Below are 22,814 nucleotides of genomic sequence, written 5' to 3'. Positions count from 1 at the left end.
GTAATCACGAGCGCTTCTCCTCGCGTTTCGGCGCAGCATCCTTGATGAGATAACCGGTGACCGACCGCTTCTTGTCGAGCCATTTGGCGGCGGCATCGCGCACCTGCTCGGCGGTGACGGCGCGGATGCGGTCCGGCCAGCTCCTGATGTCGTCGATGCTCAGGCCCGTGGTCAGCGCGCCGCCATACCAGCGGGCCAGCGTCGCCTGGTTATCCTGGGCGTAGATTGCTTCCGCGATCAGCTGGGTCTTCACCCGCTCCAAATCCTCGGCTTTCGCGGTGTTCTGCGCGACGTCTGCTATCACCTTGTCGAGCGCTTCCTCGATCTGCGCGAACTCGACGCCGGGCTTCGGCGTCACCGAGATCGAGAATTGCGAGGGGTCCAGCGCGGTGCCCTGATAGCCGGCGCCGGCAGCGATCGCCAGGCCCTTGTCGAGCACCAGCGAGCGGTGGAGATAGGAGTTGGCGCCGCCGCCCATCAATTGCGCGAGCACGTCGAGTGCCGGGCTTTCGCCGGCAGCGGCGGTCGAGGCCGACGGCACCAGGTAATTGCGGCGCAGGCCGGGCTGCTCGACCCGCGGATCGGACAGCGTCACGGTGCGCGGCGCCGCCGGCGTCGGCTCCTGCGGCCGCACCCGCTTCTCGGGGATCGCGGGCTGCGCCGGGATCGGGCCGAAATTCTTCTCCACCAGCGGGCGGATATCCTTGGCGTCGACGTCGCCGGCGATCACCAGGATCGCGTTGTTGGGCGCGTAGAAGCGCTTGTAGAAGGCGAGCGCATCCTCGCGGTCGAGCTTCTCGATCTCCTGGCGCCAGCCGATCACCGGGCGGCCGTAAGGGTGGTTGAGATAGAGCGCGGCCATGATCTGCTCGGTCAGCCGCGCTTCCGGATTGTTGGCGACGCGCATGTTGAACTCTTCGAGTACGACGTCGCGCTCGGGCAGCACGTTCTCGTCCTTGAGGATCAGGCCGGTCATGCGGTCGGCCTCGAACTCCATCATGCTTGCGAGCTGCTCGCGCGGCACGCGCTGGAAATAGCCGGTGTAGTCGACCGAGGTGAAGGCATTCTCGTTGCCGCCGACCCTGAGCACCGTCTGCGAGAACTCGCCGGCCGGATGCTTGGCGGTGCCCTTGAACATCAGATGCTCGAGGAAATGCGCGAGCCCCGATTTGCCCGGGGTCTCGTCGGCGGAGCCGACCTTGTACCAGATCATCTGGGTGACGACCGGCGTGCGGCGATCAGGGATCACCACCACCTGCAGGCCGTTGCCGAGCGTGAAGCTTGCCGGCCGCTCCGACGTCACCGTGGTCTGGGCCCAGCCATTGCCGATCGGAAGCGCGAAGGTGAGAGCGAATGCGGCAGCGAGCGAGGCGACGGAGCGGCGTGCTGACATCATGATTCCTGTGGTGACCGGACCAATCGCCGGGATGCAAAAAGCGGCCCATCGTAGACCGATTGGCCAGGCCAGGACGTCACGAAGCGGCGAGGCAAACGCCTCTCCGCATCACGGAATCCTCAGGCACCGCGTTTTCCAGCGAAGTGGACACCGGTTCGCGTGAAGAAAAGGCGTCAAAACATGAATCTACAGCCCCGTTTCGATTCAATCGGAACGGAGACGGCTCTAGAGAAGCAGGCAGGGTGCTGCGGACCGACGTCAAGGCGGCTACTGAATTTCTTTGCCGGTCTGGATGTCGTATTGACCGCGCTGGGCCATCGGCTTCTGCGGACCGATCCCGTAGGAATAGTTCGCCGACGGGGTCTGATAGCCGGGCGGCGGCTCGGTCAGGTTTTCGCGCGTCGGCTCGCCCTTGAACTGGGCTTCCTCGTTGGTGTTGCCCTTGAACATGCCGAGCAGGCCGCCGGTGTAGCCGAGCTGTTCCGGGCTCAGCATCGGGTTCTTGGTCACGCCGGGCTCGATCGGATCGTTGCTGGTGCGGGCGGTCTGCTGCTTGCGGCCGGCCTCGATCTCGGCCGGGGTCAGCGGCTGCGCCAACTCGCGCGCCTCCTTCTTGCGCTCGTTCTTGCGCGCCGCGATCGCGGCGTTGCGCTTGGCCACATCAGGATCCTTCGGCCAGTTCGGCGCGGTCGCCTGGGTGGCGGAGGCGGGCGGCGGCAAATCGAGCTTCGGCGGCACCACCAGCGGCGAGCGCTCGCGATACTCGATGCCCTTGTTGGCCATGCTCTTGGCGCCGACACCGGTCATGATGTTGTCGATGATGCGCTCTTCGAAGGTCATGCCGTCATCGTCATCATCGTCGCCGGCACGGGCCGCGCCCGTCATCGCCAGCGCGATCCCGGCGGCCACCAGCGCCAGGCGCAGGGTGCGCTTGAGCACGGGCCGGGAGGTTTCGATCAGGGCTTCGGTGTTGCGCATCGCGCCATTCCCATCTCAAATTTCTGCAAGGCGTTTTTCCATAAGCCGATCACTGGCTTAGGCTCAGCTCCGCCGCATGCGGGCAATAAACCGCTGACCGGACCCTATCGGCCGGGATCAGGGCGCTTTTGCGGCGGGTACCCCCAGGAAGGAATCATACAAGAGGGCGGCCACACCGGCAACGATGGCCACATCGGCCAGGTTGAAAACGTACCAATTATAGACATTTCCGCCGATCTCGACGTGAAACAGGGCAAAATCGACCACCGCGCCATAGGCGAAGCGGTCGATCGCATTGCCGATCGCCCCGCCGATGATCAGGCCGAGCGCCACGGTGGCGAGCAGGGTGCGCGACCGCGCCATCCAGATCGCCAGCACGACCACCGCGACCGCCTTGACCGTCCCGAGCGCGATCTGGGCCATCGGGTTCTCGCTCTGGAGCCAGCCAAAGCTGATCCCGACGTTCCAGGCCAGCACCAGGTCAAAGAACGGCGTGACCCGGACCGCGCCGCGATGGGCAATGTCGAACACGAATAGCAGCCACAGCTTCGAGGCCTGGTCGGCGATCAGGGTCGCGACCGCCGCAAGCACGCCGGCATGGAGCGGCTTCAAATGCTGACCCCCAGCGCCTTCCATTCGCGCAGCGCCTGCGCGTCGCGCGGCGTGACGTCGGGATACTCGGTGTCCGCGCCGACATCGGGCCGGATCTTCCAGGAGCGGGCGCATTTGGTGCCGACGGCCTTTTCGACCACCACGGCAACGCCTGCGACCGAGTCCAGACGGAACGCGTTGGCCGGGGCCTCGCCCTCCCGCACCTCGTAGCTCGAGGTGATGCAGACCTCGGCGAGGTCGACGTCGAACAGTGTCGCCAGCGTCGCCCGGTCGGAGACGTAGATGATCGGCGAGGCCTCGAGCGAGGAGCCGATGTTCTTGGCGGCGCGTTCGAGCTCGAGCGCGCCGGTGACGACACGGCGCACGTCGCGGATGGTTTCCCATTTCGCGGCCAGCGCATCGTCACGGAAGCCGGCGAGATCGTTCGGGAATGTCTGCAGGTGCACCGACGGACTGCCGCCCGGCCGGTACATCCGCCAGGCTTCGTCCGCGGTGAAGCTGATGATCGGCGCCATCCATTTCAGGATCGCATCGCACAGGATGTCGACGGTGGTGAGCGCCGATTTGCGAATCGTCGACGACGGCGGTTCGCAGTACAGCCCATCCTTGCGGATATCGAAATAGAACGCCGACAGATCGGCATTCATGAAATTCGACAGCGAGGCGACGACGGTCTTGTAGTCGAAGCTGGCATAGGCCTCGCGCACCACGGCATCGATCTCGCTCAGCCGATGCAACATCAGCCGCTCGAGCTCGGGCATATCGTCAAAGGCCACTTCGTCCGACGGCTTGAAGTGATGCAGCGTGCCGAGCATCCAGCGGATCGAGTTGCGCAGCTTGCGATAGGTCTCGATGGTGTTCTTCAGGATCTCGGGGCCGATGCGCTGGTCGTCGGCATAGTCGGTGGCGCAGACCCAGAGCCGCAGGATGTCGGCGCCGGAATCCTTGATCACCTTCTGCGGCTCGACGGTGTTGCCGAGCGACTTCGACATCTTGCGGCCGTTCTCGTCGAGCGTGAAGCCGTGGGTCAGCACGACGTCATAGGGCGCCCGGCCACGCGTGCCGGCACTCTCCAGCAGCGAGGAGTGGAACCAGCCGCGATGCTGGTCCGAACCTTCCAGATACATCACGGTGTCGTTGCCACCGTCGATCTTGCGGACGATGTTGCCGAGCTGCGGAAAACTCTGGCGGTCTTCCAGCACGAAGGCATGGGTCGAGCCGGAATCGAACCAGACGTCGCAGATGTCGTCGACCTTCTTCCAGTCTTCCTTTGCGCGGGACCCGAGGAAGCGCTCGCGGGCGCCGTCCTTGTACCAGGCGTCGGCGCCTTCCTCCATGAAGGCCTCGGTGATGCGCTGGTTGACGACCTCGTCCCGAAGGATCTCGGCCGAACCGTCGCCCTTCTCGCGCACGAACACGGCGATCGGCACGCCCCAGGCGCGCTGGCGCGAGATCACCCAGTCCGGACGGTTGGCGATCATGCCGTTGATGCGGTTCTGTCCCGCCGGCGGCACCCATTGCGTCACCGAGATCGCGTGCAGCGCGCGGGCGCGCACCGTGTCGCCCTTCTTCGCATGGCCGTTCTCGACGATGTCCTTGTCCATCGCGATGAACCATTGCGGTGTGTTACGGAAGATCACCGGCTTCTTGGAGCGCCAGGAATGCGGGTATTGATGCCTGAGACGGCCGCGCGCCAGGAGCTTGCCGGCCTCGACCAGCGCCTTGATCACGGCCTCGTTGGCGTCGCCCTTCTCGCCCTTGTCGTTGATCACGCGTTTTGCGGTGAAGCCGGGCGCCTGCGCGGTGTAGGCGCCGTTCTCGTCGACGGTGTAGGGGATCGTGGTGTTGATGCCGCGTGCGTCCAGCTCACGGGTGTGCGCCGTCCAGACGTCGAAGTCCTCGCGGCCGTGGCTCGGCGCGGTGTGCACGAAGCCGGTGCCGGTGTCGTCGGTGACGTGATCGCCGGCGAGCAGCGGCACGATGAAGTCGTAGCCGCCGGCAAGACCCTTCAGCGGATGCGAGCATTCGACTGCATCGAGCGTGTCGCCGGGGAGATCGCGGACCTTCTTGTAAGCGGTGACGCGCGCCTGCTTGAACACGCCGTCGGCCAGCGCGTCGGCGAGGATCAGGAGATCGCCGGTCGTGGCCCAGTTGTCGGCGGGCGCATCAGTGACCTCGAACAGGCCGTAGGTGATCTTCGGCGAGAAGGAGATCGCGCGGTTGCCGGGTAGCGTCCAGGGCGTGGTGGTCCAGATCACGACGGAGGCATTGGCGAGCGCGCCATGCGCCGGCGAGGTGACCGGGAATTTCACCCACACCATGTCGGAGGTGTAGTCCTCGTATTCGACCTCGGCCTCGGCCAGCGCGGTCTTCTCGACCACGCTCCACATCACCGGCTTGGAGCCGCGATAGAGCGTGCCGTTGGCGGCGAACTTCATCAGCTCGCGCGCGATCTGCGCCTCGGCCGGATAGGTCATCGTCTGGTAGGGATGGTCCCAGTCGCCGATGATGCCGAGCCGCTTGAACTCCTCGCGCTGCACATTGATCCAGTGCGTGGCGTAGGCGCGGCACTCTTTCCGGAACGCCACCATCGCGGTGGAGTCGCGAAAGTCAGGCTTCGGCTTGCCCTTGGAGCGGTAGTTCTCCTCCTCGATCTTCCATTCGATCGGCAGGCCGTGGCAGTCCCAGCCGGGGACATAGTTGGAGTCGAAGCCGAGCATCTGCTGGCTCTTGGTCACGACGTCCTTGAGGATCTTGTTCAGGGCGTGCCCGATATGGATGTTGCCGTTGGCATAGGGCGGGCCGTCATGCAGCACGAATTTGGGCCGCCCTTCCGACGCGCGGCGCAGCCGGTCGTAGAGCTCGATGTCGTTCCAGTATTTGAGGATTTCCGGCTCGCGCTGGGGCAGGCCGGCGCGCATCGGAAACTCGGTCTGCGGCAGGTAAAGGGTTTTGGAATAGTCGGGATTTTGCGGCTTGTCGGACATAAAGGCTCTGATCTGGCTCGGAAAGGCGCGAAAACGCGATCAATCGCGGGTGAAACGAGGACATCCCGGTCTTGCGCCGAGCGTGAAGCTCAGGCGGAAGCCGGGCCGCTAATCCGTATGATGCGCCGCGAAAACATGGGGGCTTTCCATAGCAGCCGGGCGGGCAAATCGCAAAGCCTGCACGGCACCCGACGTAATCACCGTTGCGGATTTCGCCAACAATACTAATCTATTGATTACTGGAGAGAATTCATGAGTGCCAAACCTTCTGAGGTTTACGAGACCCTCAAGGACCTCCGCCGACAAGGCGACGGGCCCGAAATCCAGTCGAGGATAGGGCATCAGCTCAGGGGGATGCACGATGACATCGTGCAACCGGGGATACCCGATAGTTTTGCCGAACTCGCTAGAAAACTGGATGAGGCAAATCTGATCCGAACACTGGAGATCAAGAGTGTCGCCCACCGGATATTTGGCGACGCGCAGAAGGCCGAATCCTGGCTCCAGCGGCCCAATGCATCGCTGTCAGGTCAAAAGCCGGCCGACCTTCTGAGTGACGAGCTTGGGACGGCCGTCGTTCGCGAGATGCTCGAACAAATCGATCATGGAATCTTTGCCTGAGCTATCCGATGGAGCTCTGGCGGATATCAAATTACGCCGATCTTTCCGGGATAGGAGGCCTAAGGGCCGCGGGACGATGGCATTCGCAAGGCAGGCGGATCGTCTATCTCGCCGATCACGCGTCCAGCGCGCTCCTGGAAATGCTGGTTCATATGGACCGCGATCTGATTCCAGCGACCTATCAATTGTTGCGCGTCGTCGTCCCCAGCGACGTTACCGTAGAGATCGTCGATGCCGAGTTGCCGACGGATTGGCGGTCAAATGCGGTGATGACCCGAGACATCGGCGACAAATGGCTCGATCGCGCAACGTGTGCCCTATTGCGCGTGCCATCCGCAATTAGCGGGAAGGGCGACAACTTCCTCCTGAACCCTGCACATCAAGACGCGGCCAGGATCACTGTGGCAGAAATTATCAGAGCGCCATTCGATTCGCGCCTACTCCCCTGAAGTGGTGCGGGTATCCTATCGCGGCCGGGCCGGGTTTCCTGCCACCGTCGCGCCGGGGGCGACATCCCGGGTGACCACGCTGCCGGCTCCGATCAGCGCGCCGTCACCGATGGTGACGCCGGGCAGGATGATGGCGCCGCCGCCGATCCAGACGTCGCGGCCGATCCGTATCGGGCGGCCGAATTCGAGCCCGGAACGGCGGGTCTCGGCGTCGCGCGGGTGGTCGGCGGTGTAGATCTGCACGGCCGGCCCGATCTGGGTGCGGTCGCCGATCTCGACCTCGACGACGTCGAGGATCACGCAGTTGAAGTTGAGGAAGACGCCGTCGCCGACGCTGATGTTGCTGCCATAGTCGCAGAAGAACGGCGCGCGGATCATCGCGTCCTTGCCGACCCGGCGGAAGCGCTCACGCAGCATCACATGCTGTTCGCCTGGCGACAGCGCGGAATTGTACCGTGCCATCCATTCCTTCGCCATGGCATGTTCGGCGGCGAGTTCCGCATCCGGGCGATAGAGTTCGCCCGCCAGCATCTTTTGTTTTTCGGTCTTGCTCAATCGATGGTCCCGAGTTTTGGAAACGCGTCGGGCGCCGACGCGAGGGCCGCGCGCGCGGCGGCGCTGTCGTTGTCCATCTGACGGATCAACGCCTCGATGCTGTCGAATTTAAGTTCGTCGCGGATGAACGAGATGAAGGCGACGTCGAGTGTCTGACCGTAGAGATCGCCCTTGAAGTCGAACAGGAACACTTCGAGCAGCGGTGCGCCATTGTCGAACGTCGGGCGGCGGCCATAGCTCGCGACGCCGTCGATCCGCACCTGGTCGTTTCCTTGCCCTCGGCCGACCCGCACCGCATAGATGCCGTGCTTGAGCGCGCAGTTCTTGTCGAGGCGGATATTGGCGGTGGGATAGCCGAGATCGCGGCCGCGCTTCTCGCCATGGATCACGGCGCCGGTGACGAACCAGGGGCCCGACAGCATCGTGGTGGCATCGGCGATCTGGCCCTCGGCCAGCGCCATGCGGATGGCGCTGGAGGACACCGGCCGCTCCTCGATGTCGACATGGGCCTGGACGTCGACCTCGATGCCGAGCCGCGGCGCCTCGCTGACGAGCAGGCTCGGCGAGCCGACCCGGCCCTTGCCGAAATGAAAGTCGTAGCCGACCGCGATCCCGCTGACGCCGAGCCGTTCGATCAGGTCATGGTGAATGAAATCTTGGGCCGAGGTGCCCGCGCGGATTTTGTCGAAAGTCATCACGACAGCACCGGCAAGCCCGGTCGCGGCCAGAAGCCGCAGCTTGTTGGTCTCGTCCGTCAGGCGGAATTGCGGGCTGTTCGGGCTGAAGAAGCTGCGCGGATGCGGCTCGAACGTCACTGCCAGCGCCGGCTTGCCATGGGCCTGGCCCATCCGCAAAGCCGAGCCGATCACGGCGCGGTGACCGAGATGAACGCCGTCGAAATTGCCCATGGCCACTACGGCCCCGCGCGGAATCGCGTCGGGAGGAGTGTTGTCGCGGATAACGGTAAATCGAGTCATTTCCGGAAGTCTTCAGGAATTCTTAAGCATGAAAGATAGGTATCGACCGTGACGCGGCGGCGGCTCGGAAGTCAAGCCGGCGGCAATCGCATCAAAACGGACGCAATCCCGTTCCGCCGGGTTAACGCGCTGTTTAACGCCTGCTGCTAGAGCTTGCATCGGAGCTACGGGTCGTTCCGGCCTGTCTGTCATTGTTGCGTTAGCGTCGTTTGGGGGAAAGAAGATGGCGGTTGATTTGTCCATGCCGGTCCTGGTGGTCGATGACTACAGCACCATGATCCGCATCATCCGGAATCTCCTCAAGCAACTCGGCTTCGAGAACATCGATGATGCTTCCGACGGCTCGGCCGCGCTGAACAAGATGCGCGGCAAGAAGTATGGCCTCGTGATCTCCGACTGGAACATGGAGCCGATGACCGGCTACGACCTGCTCAAGGAAGTCCGCGCCGATCCCAATCTGGCGACCACGCCCTTCATCATGATCACGGCGGAATCCAAGACCGAGAACGTGATCGCCGCCAAGAAGGCCGGCGTGAACAACTATATCGTCAAGCCGTTCAACGCCGCGACGCTGAAGACCAAGATCGAGGCGGTCTTCCCGGACATGGCGACCGCGTAAGCGTCGCGTCCCCACCGAATTTGAAAAGCCCGGGCCTAGGCCCGGGCTTTTTGTTTTGCTCTTTTTCTGGACGCGTTTTCTTCGCGCGAACCGGAAGCCACTTCGCTCGAAAACGCTATGTTACCAGCGCAGCTCGCGCATCAATGCGCGGGGCGGGTGGCCGAACAATTCCTTCACCGAGGCCGGGTCGAGCTGCTCGATGCCCTCGAACTCCTCGGAATGGATGCCGCGGGTGACGAACAGCAGGTCGATGCCGAAGCCATGCGCGCCGGCGAGATCGGTGCGCACGGAATCGCCGATCGCGAGCACCCGGCCGAGCTCGGTCGCGCGCCCGCGATGCTGGGCGGCCAGCTCCATGGCGCGCTCATAGATCGGCCGGTGCGGCTTGCCGTAGAAGATTACCTCGCCACCGAGCTCGCGGTAGAGCTCTGCGACTGCGCCGGCGCAATAGATCAGCCGGTCGCCGCGCTCGACCACGATGTCAGGATTGGCGCAGACCAGGGTGAGCTTGCGCTCGCGCGCCTTCAGCAGCGTGTCGCGATAGTCCTCGGCGGATTCGACTTCATCGTCGAACAGGCCGGTGCAGATGATGTAGTCGGCCTGCTCGAGCGGCACCATCGTGGCGTCAAGGCCGCGATGGATCGAGCTGTCACGCTCCGGACCAATCCAGAAGATCTTCTGGCCGGGATGGCCGGCGACGAACTGGCGGCTGAGATCGCCGGACGAGACGATCGCGTCATAGGTCTGGTCGGCGACGCCGAGCTTGCGCAGCTGCCGCTGCACGGAATCCGCCGGCCGCGGCGCATTGGTGATCAGGATGACGGTGCCGCCCTGCTGGCGAAAATTGTGCAGGGCCTCGCACGCCTCGGGGAAGGACTCCAGGCCGTTGTGCACGACGCCCCAGATGTCCGACAGCACGACGTCGGTCTCGCCGACGAGGTCGCGCAGCCGCTCGGCAAATCGCAGCGAGGTCATGATCGGTTCAGCCCGTTAGCCGGGGCCAACCGCGCGGCGCGCCAGCGCGGCATTGCCTGAAGTCCGCGGCGGCGGCTCCATGGCCGTGCCTGGGACGGGAGCTGGATTGCTGGCACCATTGGGTTCCTGCGGCTTGGTCGTCGGGGCTCCGGCGGTAGCAGATGCCCCTTCGGGCCGCAACGGCCGCGGCGGCGCGAACAGGAAGCCCTGGCCGAAGCGGACGTCGAAATCGAGCAGGTCGACCACGGCGCGCTCGCCCTCGATCTTCTCGGCGATCAGGTCGATGCCGTAACGGCCGAGCAGGTCGGAGAGATCGGAAGGGTGGATATCCGAGGCCGAGCTCTGCATGGGATCGAGCAGCAGCGAGGCCGGCACCTTGATGAAGCGGACGCCGCGATCGGCGAGCTCGCGCGGCTCGAAACGGAGATCGCTGACATGGTCGACCGAGAAGCGGTAGCCGCGCTGCGACAGCGCAGCCAGGCTCTCGCTCTCGGCGGGACCGAGATTGCGGAACATCACCTGCTTGAATTCCAGCACCAGCGACGGCGCCAGCGCGCGGTTGGCTTCGAGGAAATCCAGGCACTGGTTGAAATTGGCAGGATTGGTCAGCGTCGCGGCGGAGACGTTGCAGAACACGCCGACATCCTTGTTGCGCACCATCAGGCGGCGCAGCACCTGGACACAGCGCAGCATCACCATGTGGTCGATGCGTCCGATCAGGCCGCCGGCCTCGGCAACGCCGATGAAATCGTCGGCGGCGAGGATCTGGTCGTGGGCGTCGCGCAGCCGCGTCACGGCCTCGTAGTAGCGCACCTTGCGCTGCGGCAGCGTCACCATCGGCTGCAAATAGATGTCGAGGCGGTTCTCCTCGATGGCGTTCTTGATGGCGCCGAGCAACTGCGGCTGGCTGCGCGCGATCGCAGGCTCGACGGCAGGCGGTGCGATGCCAAGCGGTGCGATGGCCGGCGCCGGCATGACGGGTGCCTGAGGCGCCGGTGCAAAGACGGCCGGCGCCATTTCGCGCGGGGGATCGAACACGGCGCTGTGCACCGGCACGGGCGGCGGGGCCGATGCTTCAACTGCTGACGACAGTATGTCGTCGTGGCTGGCCACGGAGGCGGCGAGCTGCTTGACCAGCACGCCGAGCTCGCTGATCTCGCCGACCACGGCCTGCATGCGGTCGTTGCCGGCGGAATTGGACGACACCAGCCGGCCCTCGACGGCGGCGAGGCGGCGGCCGAATTCGGCAACCTGGCGGGCGAGGTCGGCGGTGCCGCGCGACAGATCGGCGATCTGGCCGCCGACATCGGTGCGGTCGCGCAGCCGCATCGAGACTGCGTTGTAGAGCACCAGGAAGGTCAGCGCGGTCAGCGCCACGATCGCGGATTCCGAGCCGCTGATCCCCGCCACCGCATAGAGCACGAGGCCGAGCGAGGCCGAAACCAGCACCATGCAGATGGCAATGAAGATCGTCGAAATGCGAATCATGTCGCGCGCTGCGCCCTCAGTCCGAACTCACCCCGGTCCGGGAAACACGGGTGCCCCACAATCATGGCCTAAACGTTGCGCCCCCCAAAGGCGTTGCAACCTTAGCATCAATACTGATTCGCCGGGCCAGCCTTCTTTGGAACCGGCTGGAACTGCACATGATTTTCGTGTGCGTCGATTGATGCGGGAGGCGGTGTCAGAGGTCGGCGGCGGCGATCCAGAACACTTCGCCCTCGGAGTCCTCGGTATCGAGCCAGAGCAGCGGCAGGTTGGGGTAGGCGGCTTCGAGATTGTCGCGGCCGCGGCCGATCTCGCAGAGCAGGCCGCCGCCCGGCGTCAGGTGCTGCTTCGCCTCATCGAGGATGCGCCTGACGATGTCGAGGCCATCAGGCCCGCCGTCGAAAGCGAGCTTGGGTTCGGCGCGGCATTCGCGCGGCAGCGCGGCCATGCCCTCGGCGTCGACATAGGGCGGGTTGGAGATGATCAAATCGTATCTGACGTCGCTGAGCGGCTCGAACAGATCGCCCCGATGCAGCGTCAGGCGGTCCTCGAGTCCGTGATCCCCGACGTTGCGCCCGGCGACCGCGAGCGCGTCCCTGGAGATGTCGACCGCATCGACCTCGGCATTGGGGAAGTTGCGGCTCGCCAGGATCGCAAGGCAACCCGAGCCGGTGCAGAGATCGAGCACGCGTTCGACCTTGGTGGGATCGCCGATCAGCGAGGTACCGTCGTCGTCGCCGCCGAAATGCGAATCCAGCAGCTCGCCGATGAAGGAGCGCGGCACGATGGTGCGCTCGTCGACATAGAACGGCAGCCCGCGCATGTAGATCTTGTTGACGAGATAGGCCGCCGGTTTCCGCGTGCTGACGCGACGCGCGATCAAATCGAGGATGCGCCTGCCCTCGGCATTCGTGACCCGTGCGCCGGCAAAGCTCTCGAACTGGTCGGGATGCAGATGCAGCGTCTCGCAGACCAGGAAGGCGGCTTCGGCGACGGGATCGGTGGTGCCGTGGGCGAACACGATCTTCGCTTCATTGAAGCGGCTCACCGCATAGCGGACGTAGTCGAACAGCGTGTGGAGTTCGCCTGCGCCGACGGCCGGCGCCTTCGCCGCGGCGGGGCGGCGCTTCGCGGGTGACTTGCCGGATTTGGCCATCAGGATTTGGTCCAGCGCGCGGCAGCCACGTCGTCATGGTCCTGCGCCTCGATCCAGTTGGTGCCGCGGGCGCTTTCCTCGCGCTTCCAGAACGGCGCGTTGGTCTTCAGGTAATCCATCAGGAATTCGGCGGCCTCGAAGGCAGCCTGCCGATGCGCCGACGCGGTCACCACCAGCACGATGTTCTGACCCGGCTCGATGCGGCCGAAGCGGTGGATCACGGTCAGCCCCTGCAGCGGCCAGCGCGCCAGCGCGTCATCCGCGTGGCGCTGGATTTCCGCTTCCGCCATATCAGGATAATGCTCGAGCGTCAGTGCCGCGATCGGCTCGCCCTGCTCGGCGCCGCGGCAGATGCCGCTGAAGCTGACGACAGCGCCGACGTCGGTGCGGCCCTGGCTCAGCGCCGCGATCTCGCGCGCGACATCGAAATCGGCCTCTTGAATGCGGATGGTTGCGCTGACGGTCATGATGACACTTTTATTTGACGCGTTTTCTTCACGCGAACCGGTATCCACTTCGCTCGAAAACGCTATCCACCAGTCATCGGCGGAAAGAACGCGATCTCGCGCGCGCCGGCGATGGTCGCGTCCGCCTTGACATGGGCATGGTCGATCGCGGCGCGGATCACCTTCGGCTTCTCGAAGGCATAGGCGTAGGCCTCGCCCTGCGCCGTCAGCCAGCCGATCAGATCGTCGACGGTGCGCACGTCCGCCGGCGGCTCGATGGTCTCTTCCGCCTTGCCGATGCGCTCGCGCACCCAGGCAAAATATTTCACCTTCATCCCTCATCCTCCTTGATGAGGTGATGGATGCCGGCACGGAAGTAATCCCAGCCGGTGTAGATCGTGAAGATCGCCGACATCCACAGCAGCACGATGCCGGTCAGGGACACGATCGGGCCGAGGCTGGCCGGCGCGACCTGGTCGCCGGCTTCGCCCGCGAGCAGGAAGCCGATCGCGACCAGCTGGATGGTGGTCTTCCATTTGGCGAGCTTGGTGACGGGGACGCTGACCCGCAGCGCCGCGAGATATTCGCGCAGGCCCGAGACCAGGATCTCGCGGCACATGATCACAACCGCGGCCCAGAGCGACCAGTTGTTGATGGTGCCGTCGGCGGCCAGCACGAGCAGGCAGGAGGCGACCAGGAGCTTGTCGGCGATCGGGTCCAGCATGCGCCCGAAGGCCGATTGCTGATTCCAGATCCGGGCGTAGTAGCCGTCGAGGTAGTCGGTGACCCCGGCCGCAATGAAGATCGCGACCGCGACCCAGCGCAGCCAGAGCGGGCCTTCCTTGGACTGCATGAAGATGCAGCCGATCACCACCGGAATGGCGAGGATCCGGGCGCAGGTGAGGATATTCGGTAGGGACAAGGTCTTGGTCTGTCCCTTGGGTTGTCCCTGGGTCGTGGCGATGTTCATTCGTCCTACCAATACCGCTCAGGCGAGAAGGTCAACCGTGCGGACTCAACTGCCCGGGAGCGGCGACGTGCTGATGACTTGTCTTTTCCTTTAACCCGGTTGGGCGTGGAAAAACTCGAAAATCTTGCGGGCACTTTCGGCGCTGACCCCGGGAACCTTGCCAAGATCGGCGATCGAGGCCCGTTCGATCTCCTTTAACGTCCCGAAATGATGGAGCAAGGCACGTTTGCGGGATGGTCCGATGCCCGGAATCTCCTGCAAGCCGGCCTCGCGGATATCCTTTTTCCGCAGCTTGCGGTGCGAGCCGATCACGAAGCGATGGGCTTCATCGCGCAGCCGCTGGATGAAGTACAGCACGGGGTCGCGCGGCTCGAGCTTGATCGCCTCGCGGTCCGGCATGAACAGGGTCTCGCGGCCGGCGTCGCGGTCCGGCCCCTTGGCGACCGCCATGAGCGACACCTGGGTCAGGCCCAGATTTCCAAAGATTTCCCTGACCGCATTGAGCTGGCCGCGACCGCCGTCGATGATGACGAGGTCGGGCCATTGCGGAAACGAATCGTCATCCGCCCTGGCCTCGGCCGCGTCGTCCTCCGGCGGCTTCAACAGCCGCTTGAAGCGCCGCTCCAGCACCTCGCGCATCATCGCGAAGTCGTCGCCGGGAGTGATGCCTTCCGACTTGATGTTGAACTTGCGGTACTGGTTCTTCATGAAGCCGTCGGGCCCCGCCACGATCATCGCGCCGACCGCGTTGGTGCCCTGGATGTGGCTGTTGTCGTAGACCTCGATCCGCTTCGGCGTATGCGGCAGGCCGAGAGTCGTGACCATGCCCTCCAGGAGCCGGCTCTGCGTTGCTGTGTCCGCAAGCTTGCGGCCGAGCGCCTCGCGCGCATTGGTCAGCGCGTGGGCGATCAGCTCCTTCTTCTCGCCGCGCTTCGGCACGGAGACCTCGACCTTGTATCCGGCCTTGACCGCGAGCGCATCGGCGAGCAGGGCGCACTCCTCGATCTCATGCGAGAGCAGGATCAGTTTCGGCGGCGGCTTGTCGTCGTAGAACTGGGCGAGGAAGGACGACAGCACCTCCTCGGGCGTGAACGTCTTCTCCGCGCGCGGGAAATAGGCGCGGTTGCCCCAGTTCTGGCCGGTGCGGAAGAAGAACACCTCCACGCAGGAATAGCCGCCTTCCTGGTGGATCGCGAACACGTCGGCCTCTTCGACCGTGCGCGGATTGATGCCCTGCTGCGACTGGATCGCCGACAACGCGGCGAGGCGGTCGCGATAGACCGCGGCGGTCTCGAACTCCATCTCGTTCGAGGCCTTCTCCATCTCGCTAGCGAGCAGTCCCTTCACCGCATGGCTGCGGCCGGACAGGAATTCGGTCGCCTCGCGCACCAGCTCGGTATAGCCGGGGAAGTCGATCTCGCGGGTGCAGGGGCCGGCACAGCGGCGGATCTGATACAGCAGGCACGGCCGCGTCCGGCTCTCGAAGAAGCCGTCGGTGCAGGAGCGGATCAGGAAGGCGCGCTGCAGCGCCGTGATAGTGCGGTTGACGGCGCCAGCGGAGGCGAACGGTCCGAAGTAGCGGCCAGGCCGCGATTGCGCGCCACGATGCTTGAGGATCTGCGGCGCCCAATGGTCGCCGGTGAGCAGGATGTAGGGAAACGACTTGTCGTCGCGCAGCTGCACATTGAAACGCGGCCGCAGCTGCTTGATGAGGTTGGCCTCCAACAGCAGCGCTTCGGTTTCCGTCATGGTCGAGACGATCTCGACGTTCACGGTCGCCGCGATCATGCGCAGGATGCGCGCCGGCAGCGGCGCGTTGACCCGCGCATAGGACGCGAGACGCTTTTTGACGTTCTTGGCCTTGCCGACATAGAGCACGTCGTTGGCGGCGTTCAGCATGCGGTAGACGCCGGGTGAGGTCGGCGCCAGCTTGACCGCGTTCTCGATCGCGGCGTGCCCGATCCCGAGCGTGCCCTCGGCGATCATCTCCGAACCCTCGTCCGATGCACCCTCGTCCGACGCATCGGGCAGGCGCCCCTCATCGTCCTCGTCGGCGCCAGCCGTCGCGGGATCGAGATCGGGAGAGGCCAAGCCCGCCTCATCGGGCGGAGAAGCGGATTGGGAACCGCGCCGCGCTTTTCGGCCAGGCGGCTTCGGACCGTCGGTAGAATCGTGAACCATGGACCTGAATTTAAGGGCTGCGGGCTGTCGTCGCCAGCACTGCGACAAGGGTCAAAACGGGGCCTTTCGCAGGGGCTTAGGCGACGCGCCGGACGGGGCCGGGTTGGCCGCTAACACATTGTTAAGACTGATGAGCGGGCGGTAACGGGGCTTAACAGGCCTTTAACTTAAAACTCTCGATAAATCTGATCGAAATAAAGGGGAATTCCGTAACCATGGCGGCCGCATCGGGCCGCCGGGTCACGGCAGTTGCGTGGTGGAGAAGGACCGATGACCCGGCTGGTTTTGCGCGTGCTGGCGCTGCTCGTTTTGGCCTGGACGACGTCCGCGGCCGCGGCCGACCTCAACTACGGGCGCTATACCGTGAACCAACCGCTGAACGCCTATAGCTGGGCCGGCCCCTATCTCGGCGGCAATCTCGGCTATGGCTGGGGATCGGTCGACAACAACCCGACCAAGCCGTCCGGTTTCGCCGGCGGCGTGCAGGCCGGCTACAATTTCCAGAACGGCCCGTGGGTGTTCGGCCTCGAGGGTGACATCCAGGCGACCGCGGCGGACGACACCTTTGCGCCCTGGAAGTTCTCCAATCCCTGGTTCGGCACCCTGCGCGGCCGCGGCGGCTACGCCTTCAACAACGTCCTGTTCTACGTGACCGGCGGTCTCGCTTTCGGCGAGCTGCGCGCCGAGACCTTCGGTCTGTCTGAGTCGCACACCAGTGCCGGCTGGACCGTCGGCGCCGGCGCCGAAATGGGCTTTGCGCCGAACTGGAGCGCCAAGATCGAATATCTCTATGTCGACCTCGCCAACAGCAACTTCGTCGTCACCGGCGCTTCCAACGGCTATCGCTTCGGCCTGATCCGCGCCGGCATCAACTATCACTTCTGAGAACAAGAAACCGTTGTCTTCTCACTCCCGGCCGCCGTCCAGCGGCCGGGATTTTTTTTGTCCCGCTCACTCGGCCCTGAGGCCGGCCTGCCTGACGACCTTGGCCCATTTCCCGGTTTCGTCAGCGATGAGCTTGCCGAAATCGGCCGGCGAGCCCGCGATGATGTCGCCCGAGATCGCGGCAAGACGGGACTGCATCGCAGGATCAGCGAACGCCGCGTTGATCTCGCGATTGAGCCTCGCCACGATCTCGGGCGGCGTCTTGGCGGGCGCGGCGACACCGTACCATTGGCTGGCTTCATAGCCTGACACGGTGCTGCCGACCGTCGGCAGATCCTTCAGCACCTCGGCATGTGAGGCGCTGGTCAGGCCAAGCGCGCGGAGCTTTCCGCTTCTGATGTAATCGGCGGTCCCGGGTGCTGCCGCGAACAGCAACTGCACCTGGTTGGACAGCAGGTCGCTCATCGCCTGGCTCTGGCCGCGATAGGGCACGTGGGTCATGGTCACGCCGGTCATGGTCATGAACAGCTCGCCTGCCATATGCGGCGCGCTGCCGACGCCGGCCGAGGCCATGTTGATCTTGCCGGGATTGGCCTTGGCGTAGGCGATCAGCTCGGCAATGTCCTTTGCCGGGAATGACGGATGCACCAGCGCGACCATCGGCACCTCGATCACGCCGGCGACCGGCGCCATGTCGCGCAGGAAGTTGAATTTGAGGTTGGGATAAAGCGTGGCGTTGACCGCGTTCGGCAAGGTCGCGAGCAGCAGCATGTGGCCGTCGGGGGCGGCATTCACCACGGCTTCGGTCGCGATGTTGCCGTCGGCACCGGTGCGGTTCTCGACGATGAAGGGCTGGCCAAGCCGCTCCGACAGCCATTGCCCGATCAGGCGCGCGGTGATGTCGACGCCGCCGCCGGCGGCAAAGCCGGCGATGATGCGCACGGGGCGATTGGGGTAAGCCGATTGCGCCGATGCCGCGCGCGCAGCAGCGATCAGTCCCGTCGTGCCACCAACGAGACGGAGGAAATCGCGCCGGTTCATGCTGTCCATCCCCATCGGTCTTGTTCAGGGGAGTCCTAGCACGAAATGATCCGCGCACGCGTCGATCGAGCGCTCACGCTGATGCGGAGTCCGCCAGGGCGGCGGCCACATTGTGCAGGCAATCACAAGCCAAGCGCCGTCATACGCTCGGCCTGGCAACTCACACGCAAAACGTCATTCCACGTCGTCGCGAGACTTTTCGTCGCGAGCCTTTGTCAGCTCACGACCAGATTGACCGCCTTGGGGCCTTTGCCCTTCTTGTCCGGTTCGACTTCGAATGAAATGCGCTGTCCTTCAGCCAAATCCTTCAGTCCAGCCCGTTCGACGGCTGTGATGTGAACGAACACATCGCGACCGCCATCATCAGGCTTGATGAAGCCATAGCCCCGCTCTCCGTTGAAGAACTTGACTGTCCCAGTCATGGCCATCGGGAAAACTCCCTCCCCGTATTGCTTCACCACCACGCGCACATCGCGTAGCGGTTGACCGACATTCGCTTGTCGGAAGCTTGGCCACCTGAGCTGATCGGTGTCACGTCACCGAACCGCCTGGATTTTATCTCGGCCTTGTCACTCCGCCGCAACCATTCGCGGAAGCGGAACGTAAAGCCAGTCATCACAGGATGAGCATAATACGGTTCCGCGCGGATTGCCTACGCCCCAATCCTACTTTTTGGGGGTAAGCCCGCGACCGGCTGATGTCGCGACGACGGATCGATTCAAGGCTTAGGCGTCTCGAGCCTGAACCGTGCCACACCGCCGAGGCCGAGCGGTTTTTCCAACTCGAGCAGGATCGTTTTGAGTTCGGATGCGAGCGTCCAGGGCGGATTCACGATCAAAAGCCCTGACGACACCAGGGCGCCATCGCTCTCTTGCGGTGCGACACTGAATTCCAGGCGCAAGCATTTGCCGGCCGGCTTGCTGGCTTCGCACGCTGTCGCGACGGCGCGTGCGAGCTCGTCGGTGGCTCGCCGTGCTTTAACCGGATACCAGATCAGGTAGCTGCCGGTCGGCCATTTCGCGAATGCGTTCGAAAAGCCCTTGGCGAGCCGCTCGAACTCGTCCTTGGCCTCGAACGGCGGATCGATCAGCACCAGGCCGCGCCGCTCGTTCGGCGGCACGAAGGCGGGCAGCGCGGTCCAGCCGTCGAGATCGACAACCCGCGCCTGTGTATCCTTGCGCAATGCACTGATGAGTTGCTTGCGCGCGCCAGGCTCGAGCTCGCAGGCGGTGAGGCGATCCTGCGGCCGCAACAGCGCGCGCGCGATCAGCGGCGAGCCGGGATAGGCCTTCAGCTCGGCCTGCGGATTGAAGGCCCTGACGATGTCGAGATAGGGCGCGACCAGCGGCCATGCCTGCTCGGAGAAGCGGGCCTGCATCAGCCGCGCAATTCCGGTGCGCCATTCGCCGCCCCGTTCGGCTTCCTCGGAGGTCAGGTCGTAGAGTCCCGCGCCGGCGTGGCTGTCGATGACGCGGAAGGCGGCCGGCTTCTCCTGCAGATAGATGAGGATGCGGACCAGCACGATGTGCTTGATGACATCGGCGAAGTTGCCGGCGTGGAAGGCGTGGCGGTAGTTCATGCCGACAGCACTACGCTACACCAGCGCAATCGGCAAAGGCTCCCAGAGCCGTTTCCGTTCCGATTGAATCGGAACGGGGCTCTAGATTCTAGTTTTGACGCGTTTTCTTTACGCGAACCGGTGTCCACTTCGCTCGAAAACGCTCTAACCCCCGCGCACCGGCGGCATCAGGACCTGATCGCGGCGGCAGGCGCGGCGGTCGATCTCCTCGCAGGCGCGGAACTGGAGGTCCTTGCTGAGGCAGATCCGCACCTCGCTGAGGCGCTTGCTGTCGCAGGTCACCGAGATCGCCGAACTGGAGAGGCCCGGATTGACCTTGATGAAGGCGCTTTCCAGCTCCTCGGGCGCGACCATCTTCGGCTCCGACAGCTGCAGATATTCGTCCGGAATCTTGATCGCGGCGCGCGCTTTCCGGATGCTCTCGAAATAGGCGCGGGCGCCGAGGCCGGAGCAGGTGCCGTGCTTGTCCCACTCGTTGAAGACGAGGCCGGGCGCCGGCATCAGGTCGAGCATCGACGACATGATGTTGCGGTCGAGCCGCGGCGAGGGCCGCTGGCAATATTCCGGGAAGCCGCGCTCATATTGCGGCCACAGCCCGTGCACCACGAAGGAGAAGGGGCGGCCGCCGCACTGCACCTGGGTGTTGCGCCCGTTATTGCCGCGCTCGCTGGCCTGTTCGCAGAACGACGGCGACCAGGACAGCGACAGCACGTAGAAATCGAACTCGCCCGGCGCGTTCTGCCGGCGGTCCTGCGCCGGCGCGGCCGTGGCGTGGAGGAGAAAAGAAGCGGCAACCGAAATCAGCAATCGGGAAATCGTAGCGAACCGCAGCATCAAAACGCTCCCTTACGCGACCGTTGGAGTCTAGCAGGGGAACCGGAACATTTCAAGAACAAAATGCAGGTGGCCCGGCAGCCGGATCGAAATCACCCGACGATCAGGGCCGCGCGGCCTTGCAGGCGGGGTTGTAGGCCCAGTTGCGGTCGAGCCCGACCACGCACCATTCGACGCCCTGGCCGTAGCCCGCGAAGCCGCCGTCCTCGATGATCGAGTAGTTCACGACGCGCAGCTTACCGTCGCTGATCATGACGTCGGCGGTACAATAGCGGCGCGGAATGTTGTCGGACTGCCAGGGCCGGAAAGCGGCCTCGCGAATCCGGCCATAGCCGGTAATCGCCAGCGGCGAATTCCAGAAGCTGCTTTCCTTTTCCTGGAATTGGTAGGCGATGGTCGGCATTGCCTTCTCGCAATCGGCCAGACGGCCGTCATAGCGCGGGCCGGACAGCCAGAAATTCAGCTCCAGCGGATTGGCGGCCTGCGCCGTCGGGGCAAATGCCAGCAGACCGAAGGCGAGGGCCATAGCAGTGCCGAGCTTTTTGGCCGAGAACGAGACGTTGCGCATGGGAATCCACCCGATCATCCAAGTGCTGGGGACGGTGCCGTGAAGCCCCGGCAAGGTCAAGTGCAACGCGGCAACACCTGCGGAGAAGTCCACCTTTGGGGGGCTGGGCGTTCTTTTCAGCGCCGCCGGCGCACTCTATGTTGGCGCAAGCGAAATGGAGTCTGAGATGCGAACGAAATTGGCCGCGTGCCTGGTTGCCGTCTGCGGGATGCTGGCCTCGGTCCCGGCACAGGCCGATTGGACCCCGCCGTTCAAGGCCAATGATACCGGCGGCATCATCGCCTACACCCTGGCGACCCAGAGCGACGCCCGCCAGCTCGCGGTCGACCACTGCGCCCTCTACGGCAAGGTGGTGAAATTCCTCGCGGTCCAGGCCTATCCGGGCGGCTACATCTCGTTCGCCTGCCGCTGGGTGCCCTATGGCTCCACGGCGCGGCCGGTCCGCACGCTCTACTAGGCCGCTGCAACGGACGACGACCTCACTCGGCCGGGAGCCACGCGCATGACGCGACAGCTTGCTTTGCTCGGTTCGGCGGTTTGCCTGGTGCTGTCGGCGGGAGCGGCCTTCGCGGTCGATCTCCCGATCCGCAAGGCCGGGCTGTGGGAGATGAAGATGGTGCGTACCGGCGGGCCGCTGCCGGAAATGACCATGCAGCATTGCACCGACGAGACCACCGACAAGCAGATGAGCAGCGCCGCCTCGCCGATGGCCAAGGAGATGTGCTCGAAGCAGGACATCCAGAAGACCGCGACCGGCTATGTCACCGATTCCGTCTGCGGCATCTCCGGCGTGAACGTGACCTCGCATGCCGAGATCACCGGCGACTTCAACTCCGCCTACACGATCAAGACCACCTCGCACGCCGAGGGCGGGCCGTCCGGCAAGCACGACACCACCATGACCATCGAGGCGAAGTGGCTCGGCGCCTGCAAGGCAGACCAGAAGGCGGGCGACATCATCATGCCCGGCGGCATGAAGATGAACGTCAAGGACATGGACAAGCTCAAGGGGCTGCTGCCGAAGAAGTAGGGCGTTCGCGGTGTCATCACCCGCGCATGCGGGTGATCCAGTATTCCAGAGACGGTTGTGATTGAGCCGATGGGCCGCGGCGTACTGGGTCGCCCGGTCCTTGTGCGCAATCGCGCACAGGCCGGGCGATGACAATTGAGTGTGAGGATACAGCTTCGCATTCTCGCGACATGATTTGTCCGAGTCTTTCATCTCGTTCCGCCCTCTCTCGAATACCGAGGGCGCAGGGAAGACCGGGTGCACGCCGCACCCGCGGTCTCGCGTGCAATCGTGCACAAAAAAGTGCGCACGCGAGCATACAGGTTCGGCGGAGGCATCCGGCCTTCCCTGCGCGATGGCTTTACGGCTTATACGTGCTCGCCCTGGTGAGACTCTGCTTTTGTGCCACCATCATCCGCGATCGGCTTTGGACCTCTCGCGGGCTTGCCACCAGCATCGGGGCGGCAGGCCCACACGACTTCACCGTC

At 64.4% G+C, this 22,814-nt stretch carries 24 protein-coding genes and 1 pseudogene; 7 read left to right on the top strand and 18 right to left on the bottom strand.

Translation table 11 applies throughout. From position 1 onward, the window contains the following. Positions 1-4: 4 nt before the first annotated feature. The 4 genes from JQ604_RS37350 to ileS form a co-directional block, all read right to left on the bottom strand. Positions 5-1,396, bottom strand: coding sequence for a M16 family metallopeptidase (locus tag JQ604_RS37350; RefSeq protein ID WP_212365744.1), 1,392 nt, complete (start codon positions 1,394-1,396; stop codon positions 5-7). Between the two features lie 267 nt (positions 1,397-1,663). Continuing rightward, a complete protein-coding gene (locus JQ604_RS37345; protein ID WP_212365743.1) occupies positions 1,664-2,374 on the bottom strand; it encodes a hypothetical protein in 711 nt (236 codons plus the stop codon). A 117-nt stretch (positions 2,375-2,491) separates the two neighbouring features. Continuing rightward, positions 2,492-2,986 carry a signal peptidase II gene (gene lspA / locus JQ604_RS37340; protein ID WP_212365742.1) on the bottom strand — a complete coding sequence of 165 codons (495 nt, stop codon included), beginning with the start codon at positions 2,984-2,986 and terminating at the stop codon, positions 2,492-2,494. After that, a complete protein-coding gene (gene ileS, locus JQ604_RS37335; protein WP_212365741.1) occupies positions 2,983-5,973 on the bottom strand; it encodes an isoleucine--tRNA ligase in 2,991 nt (996 codons plus the stop codon). The genes lspA and ileS overlap by 4 nt, the downstream gene beginning before the upstream one ends. A 252-nt stretch (positions 5,974-6,225) precedes the next feature. Here ileS and JQ604_RS41790 point away from each other — a divergent pair. The 3 genes and pseudogenes from JQ604_RS41790 to JQ604_RS37325 form a co-directional block, all read left to right on the top strand. Further along, positions 6,226-6,393 (top strand): annotated as a pseudogene (locus tag JQ604_RS41790) (NepR family anti-sigma factor); the annotation flags it as partial. Further along, the gene (locus JQ604_RS41785; protein ID WP_249159224.1) at positions 6,388-6,594 is read left to right on the top strand and encodes an MbcA/ParS/Xre antitoxin family protein; all 207 of its coding nucleotides are present in this window, start codon (positions 6,388-6,390) and stop codon (positions 6,592-6,594) included. The pseudogene JQ604_RS41790 and the gene JQ604_RS41785, both read left to right, overlap by 6 nt. Positions 6,595-6,602: 8 nt before the next feature. Then, complete coding sequence (locus JQ604_RS37325; RefSeq protein WP_212365739.1) at positions 6,603-7,043, top strand: RES family NAD+ phosphorylase; 441 nt, start codon at positions 6,603-6,605, stop codon at positions 7,041-7,043. 15 nt (positions 7,044-7,058) lie between these two features. Here JQ604_RS37325 and JQ604_RS37320 read toward each other — a convergent pair whose 3' ends face one another. Then, complete coding sequence (locus JQ604_RS37320; RefSeq protein ID WP_212365738.1) at positions 7,059-7,598, bottom strand: sugar O-acetyltransferase; 540 nt, start codon at positions 7,596-7,598, stop codon at positions 7,059-7,061. Beyond that, entirely contained in the window at positions 7,595-8,575 is a 981-nt protein-coding gene (locus tag JQ604_RS37315; RefSeq protein WP_212365737.1) for a bifunctional riboflavin kinase/FAD synthetase, read from the bottom strand. Before JQ604_RS37315 ends, JQ604_RS37320 begins: the two co-directional genes overlap by 4 nt. Positions 8,576-8,798: 223 nt before the next feature. On the opposite strand from JQ604_RS37315, the gene JQ604_RS37310 reads away from it, so the two are divergent. After that, positions 8,799-9,194 carry a response regulator gene (locus tag JQ604_RS37310; protein ID WP_016844467.1) on the top strand — a complete coding sequence of 132 codons (396 nt, stop codon included), beginning with the start codon at positions 8,799-8,801 and terminating at the stop codon, positions 9,192-9,194. Between the two features lie 120 nt (positions 9,195-9,314). Here the strand turns inward: JQ604_RS37310 and JQ604_RS37305 are convergent, their stop codons facing one another. From JQ604_RS37305 to uvrC, 7 genes are all read right to left on the bottom strand, one after another. Further along, on the bottom strand, positions 9,315-10,169 hold the full coding sequence (locus JQ604_RS37305; protein WP_212365736.1) for a TIGR01459 family HAD-type hydrolase: 855 nt from the start codon (positions 10,167-10,169) through the stop codon (positions 9,315-9,317). A 15-nt stretch (positions 10,170-10,184) separates the two neighbouring features. Next, a complete protein-coding gene (locus tag JQ604_RS37300; RefSeq protein WP_212365735.1) occupies positions 10,185-11,657 on the bottom strand; it encodes an EAL domain-containing protein in 1,473 nt (490 codons plus the stop codon). 196 nt (positions 11,658-11,853) lie between these two features. Next, the gene (prmB, locus tag JQ604_RS37295; protein WP_212365734.1) at positions 11,854-12,813 is read right to left on the bottom strand and encodes a 50S ribosomal protein L3 N(5)-glutamine methyltransferase; all 960 of its coding nucleotides are present in this window, start codon (positions 12,811-12,813) and stop codon (positions 11,854-11,856) included. Further along, positions 12,813-13,280: a molybdenum cofactor biosynthesis protein MoaE gene (locus JQ604_RS37290; RefSeq protein WP_212365733.1), complete on the bottom strand. Its 468-nt coding sequence runs from the start codon at positions 13,278-13,280 to the stop codon at positions 12,813-12,815. Before JQ604_RS37290 ends, prmB begins: the two co-directional genes overlap by 1 nt. Positions 13,281-13,342: 62 nt before the next feature. After that, positions 13,343-13,594 (bottom strand): molybdopterin converting factor subunit 1, encoded by a 252-nt coding sequence (gene moaD, locus JQ604_RS37285; RefSeq protein WP_212365732.1) that lies wholly within the window; start codon positions 13,592-13,594, stop codon positions 13,343-13,345. Further along, positions 13,591-14,229, bottom strand: a complete 639-nt coding sequence (pgsA, locus tag JQ604_RS37280) for a CDP-diacylglycerol--glycerol-3-phosphate 3-phosphatidyltransferase (protein WP_212365731.1) — start codon at positions 14,227-14,229, stop codon at positions 13,591-13,593. Before pgsA ends, moaD begins: the two co-directional genes overlap by 4 nt. A gap of 90 nt (positions 14,230-14,319) precedes the next feature. Then, a complete protein-coding gene (uvrC, locus tag JQ604_RS37275; RefSeq protein ID WP_212365730.1) occupies positions 14,320-16,410 on the bottom strand; it encodes an excinuclease ABC subunit UvrC in 2,091 nt (696 codons plus the stop codon). 270 nt (positions 16,411-16,680) lie between these two features. Here uvrC and JQ604_RS37270 point away from each other — a divergent pair, with 270 nt between their 5' ends. After that, entirely contained in the window at positions 16,681-17,295 is a 615-nt protein-coding gene (locus JQ604_RS37270) for an outer membrane protein (protein WP_212365729.1), read from the top strand. A 66-nt stretch (positions 17,296-17,361) separates the two neighbouring features. Here JQ604_RS37270 and JQ604_RS37265 read toward each other — a convergent pair whose 3' ends face one another. The 5 genes from JQ604_RS37265 to JQ604_RS37245 form a co-directional block, all read right to left on the bottom strand. Beyond that, entirely contained in the window at positions 17,362-18,336 is a 975-nt protein-coding gene (locus JQ604_RS37265; RefSeq protein WP_212365728.1) for a tripartite tricarboxylate transporter substrate binding protein, read from the bottom strand. Between the two features lie 215 nt (positions 18,337-18,551). Beyond that, complete coding sequence (locus JQ604_RS37260; RefSeq protein WP_212365727.1) at positions 18,552-18,764, bottom strand: cold-shock protein; 213 nt, start codon at positions 18,762-18,764, stop codon at positions 18,552-18,554. 290 nt (positions 18,765-19,054) lie between these two features. Continuing rightward, positions 19,055-19,915, bottom strand: coding sequence for a 23S rRNA (adenine(2030)-N(6))-methyltransferase RlmJ (locus JQ604_RS37255; protein ID WP_212365726.1), 861 nt, complete (start codon positions 19,913-19,915; stop codon positions 19,055-19,057). A 144-nt stretch (positions 19,916-20,059) separates the two neighbouring features. After that, complete coding sequence (locus JQ604_RS37250; RefSeq protein WP_212365725.1) at positions 20,060-20,749, bottom strand: ribonuclease T2 family protein; 690 nt, start codon at positions 20,747-20,749, stop codon at positions 20,060-20,062. A gap of 103 nt (positions 20,750-20,852) precedes the next feature. Next, complete coding sequence (locus JQ604_RS37245) at positions 20,853-21,317, bottom strand: hypothetical protein (RefSeq protein ID WP_212365724.1); 465 nt, start codon at positions 21,315-21,317, stop codon at positions 20,853-20,855. 166 nt (positions 21,318-21,483) lie between these two features. Between JQ604_RS37245 and JQ604_RS37240 the strand changes: the two genes are divergently transcribed. Continuing rightward, entirely contained in the window at positions 21,484-21,774 is a 291-nt protein-coding gene (locus JQ604_RS37240) for a hypothetical protein (protein WP_212365723.1), read from the top strand. A 45-nt stretch (positions 21,775-21,819) separates the two neighbouring features. Next, positions 21,820-22,347: a DUF3617 domain-containing protein gene (locus JQ604_RS37235; protein ID WP_212365722.1), complete on the top strand. Its 528-nt coding sequence runs from the start codon at positions 21,820-21,822 to the stop codon at positions 22,345-22,347. Positions 22,348-22,814: the final 467 nt, after the last annotated feature.

Origin of the sequence: Bradyrhizobium jicamae (assembly GCF_018130695.1) — a bacterium.
In the GTDB taxonomy this organism is placed as follows: Bacteria; Pseudomonadota; Alphaproteobacteria; order Rhizobiales; family Xanthobacteraceae; genus Bradyrhizobium; species Bradyrhizobium jicamae_B.
This window is presented reverse-complemented; position numbering and strand designations above follow the sequence as displayed.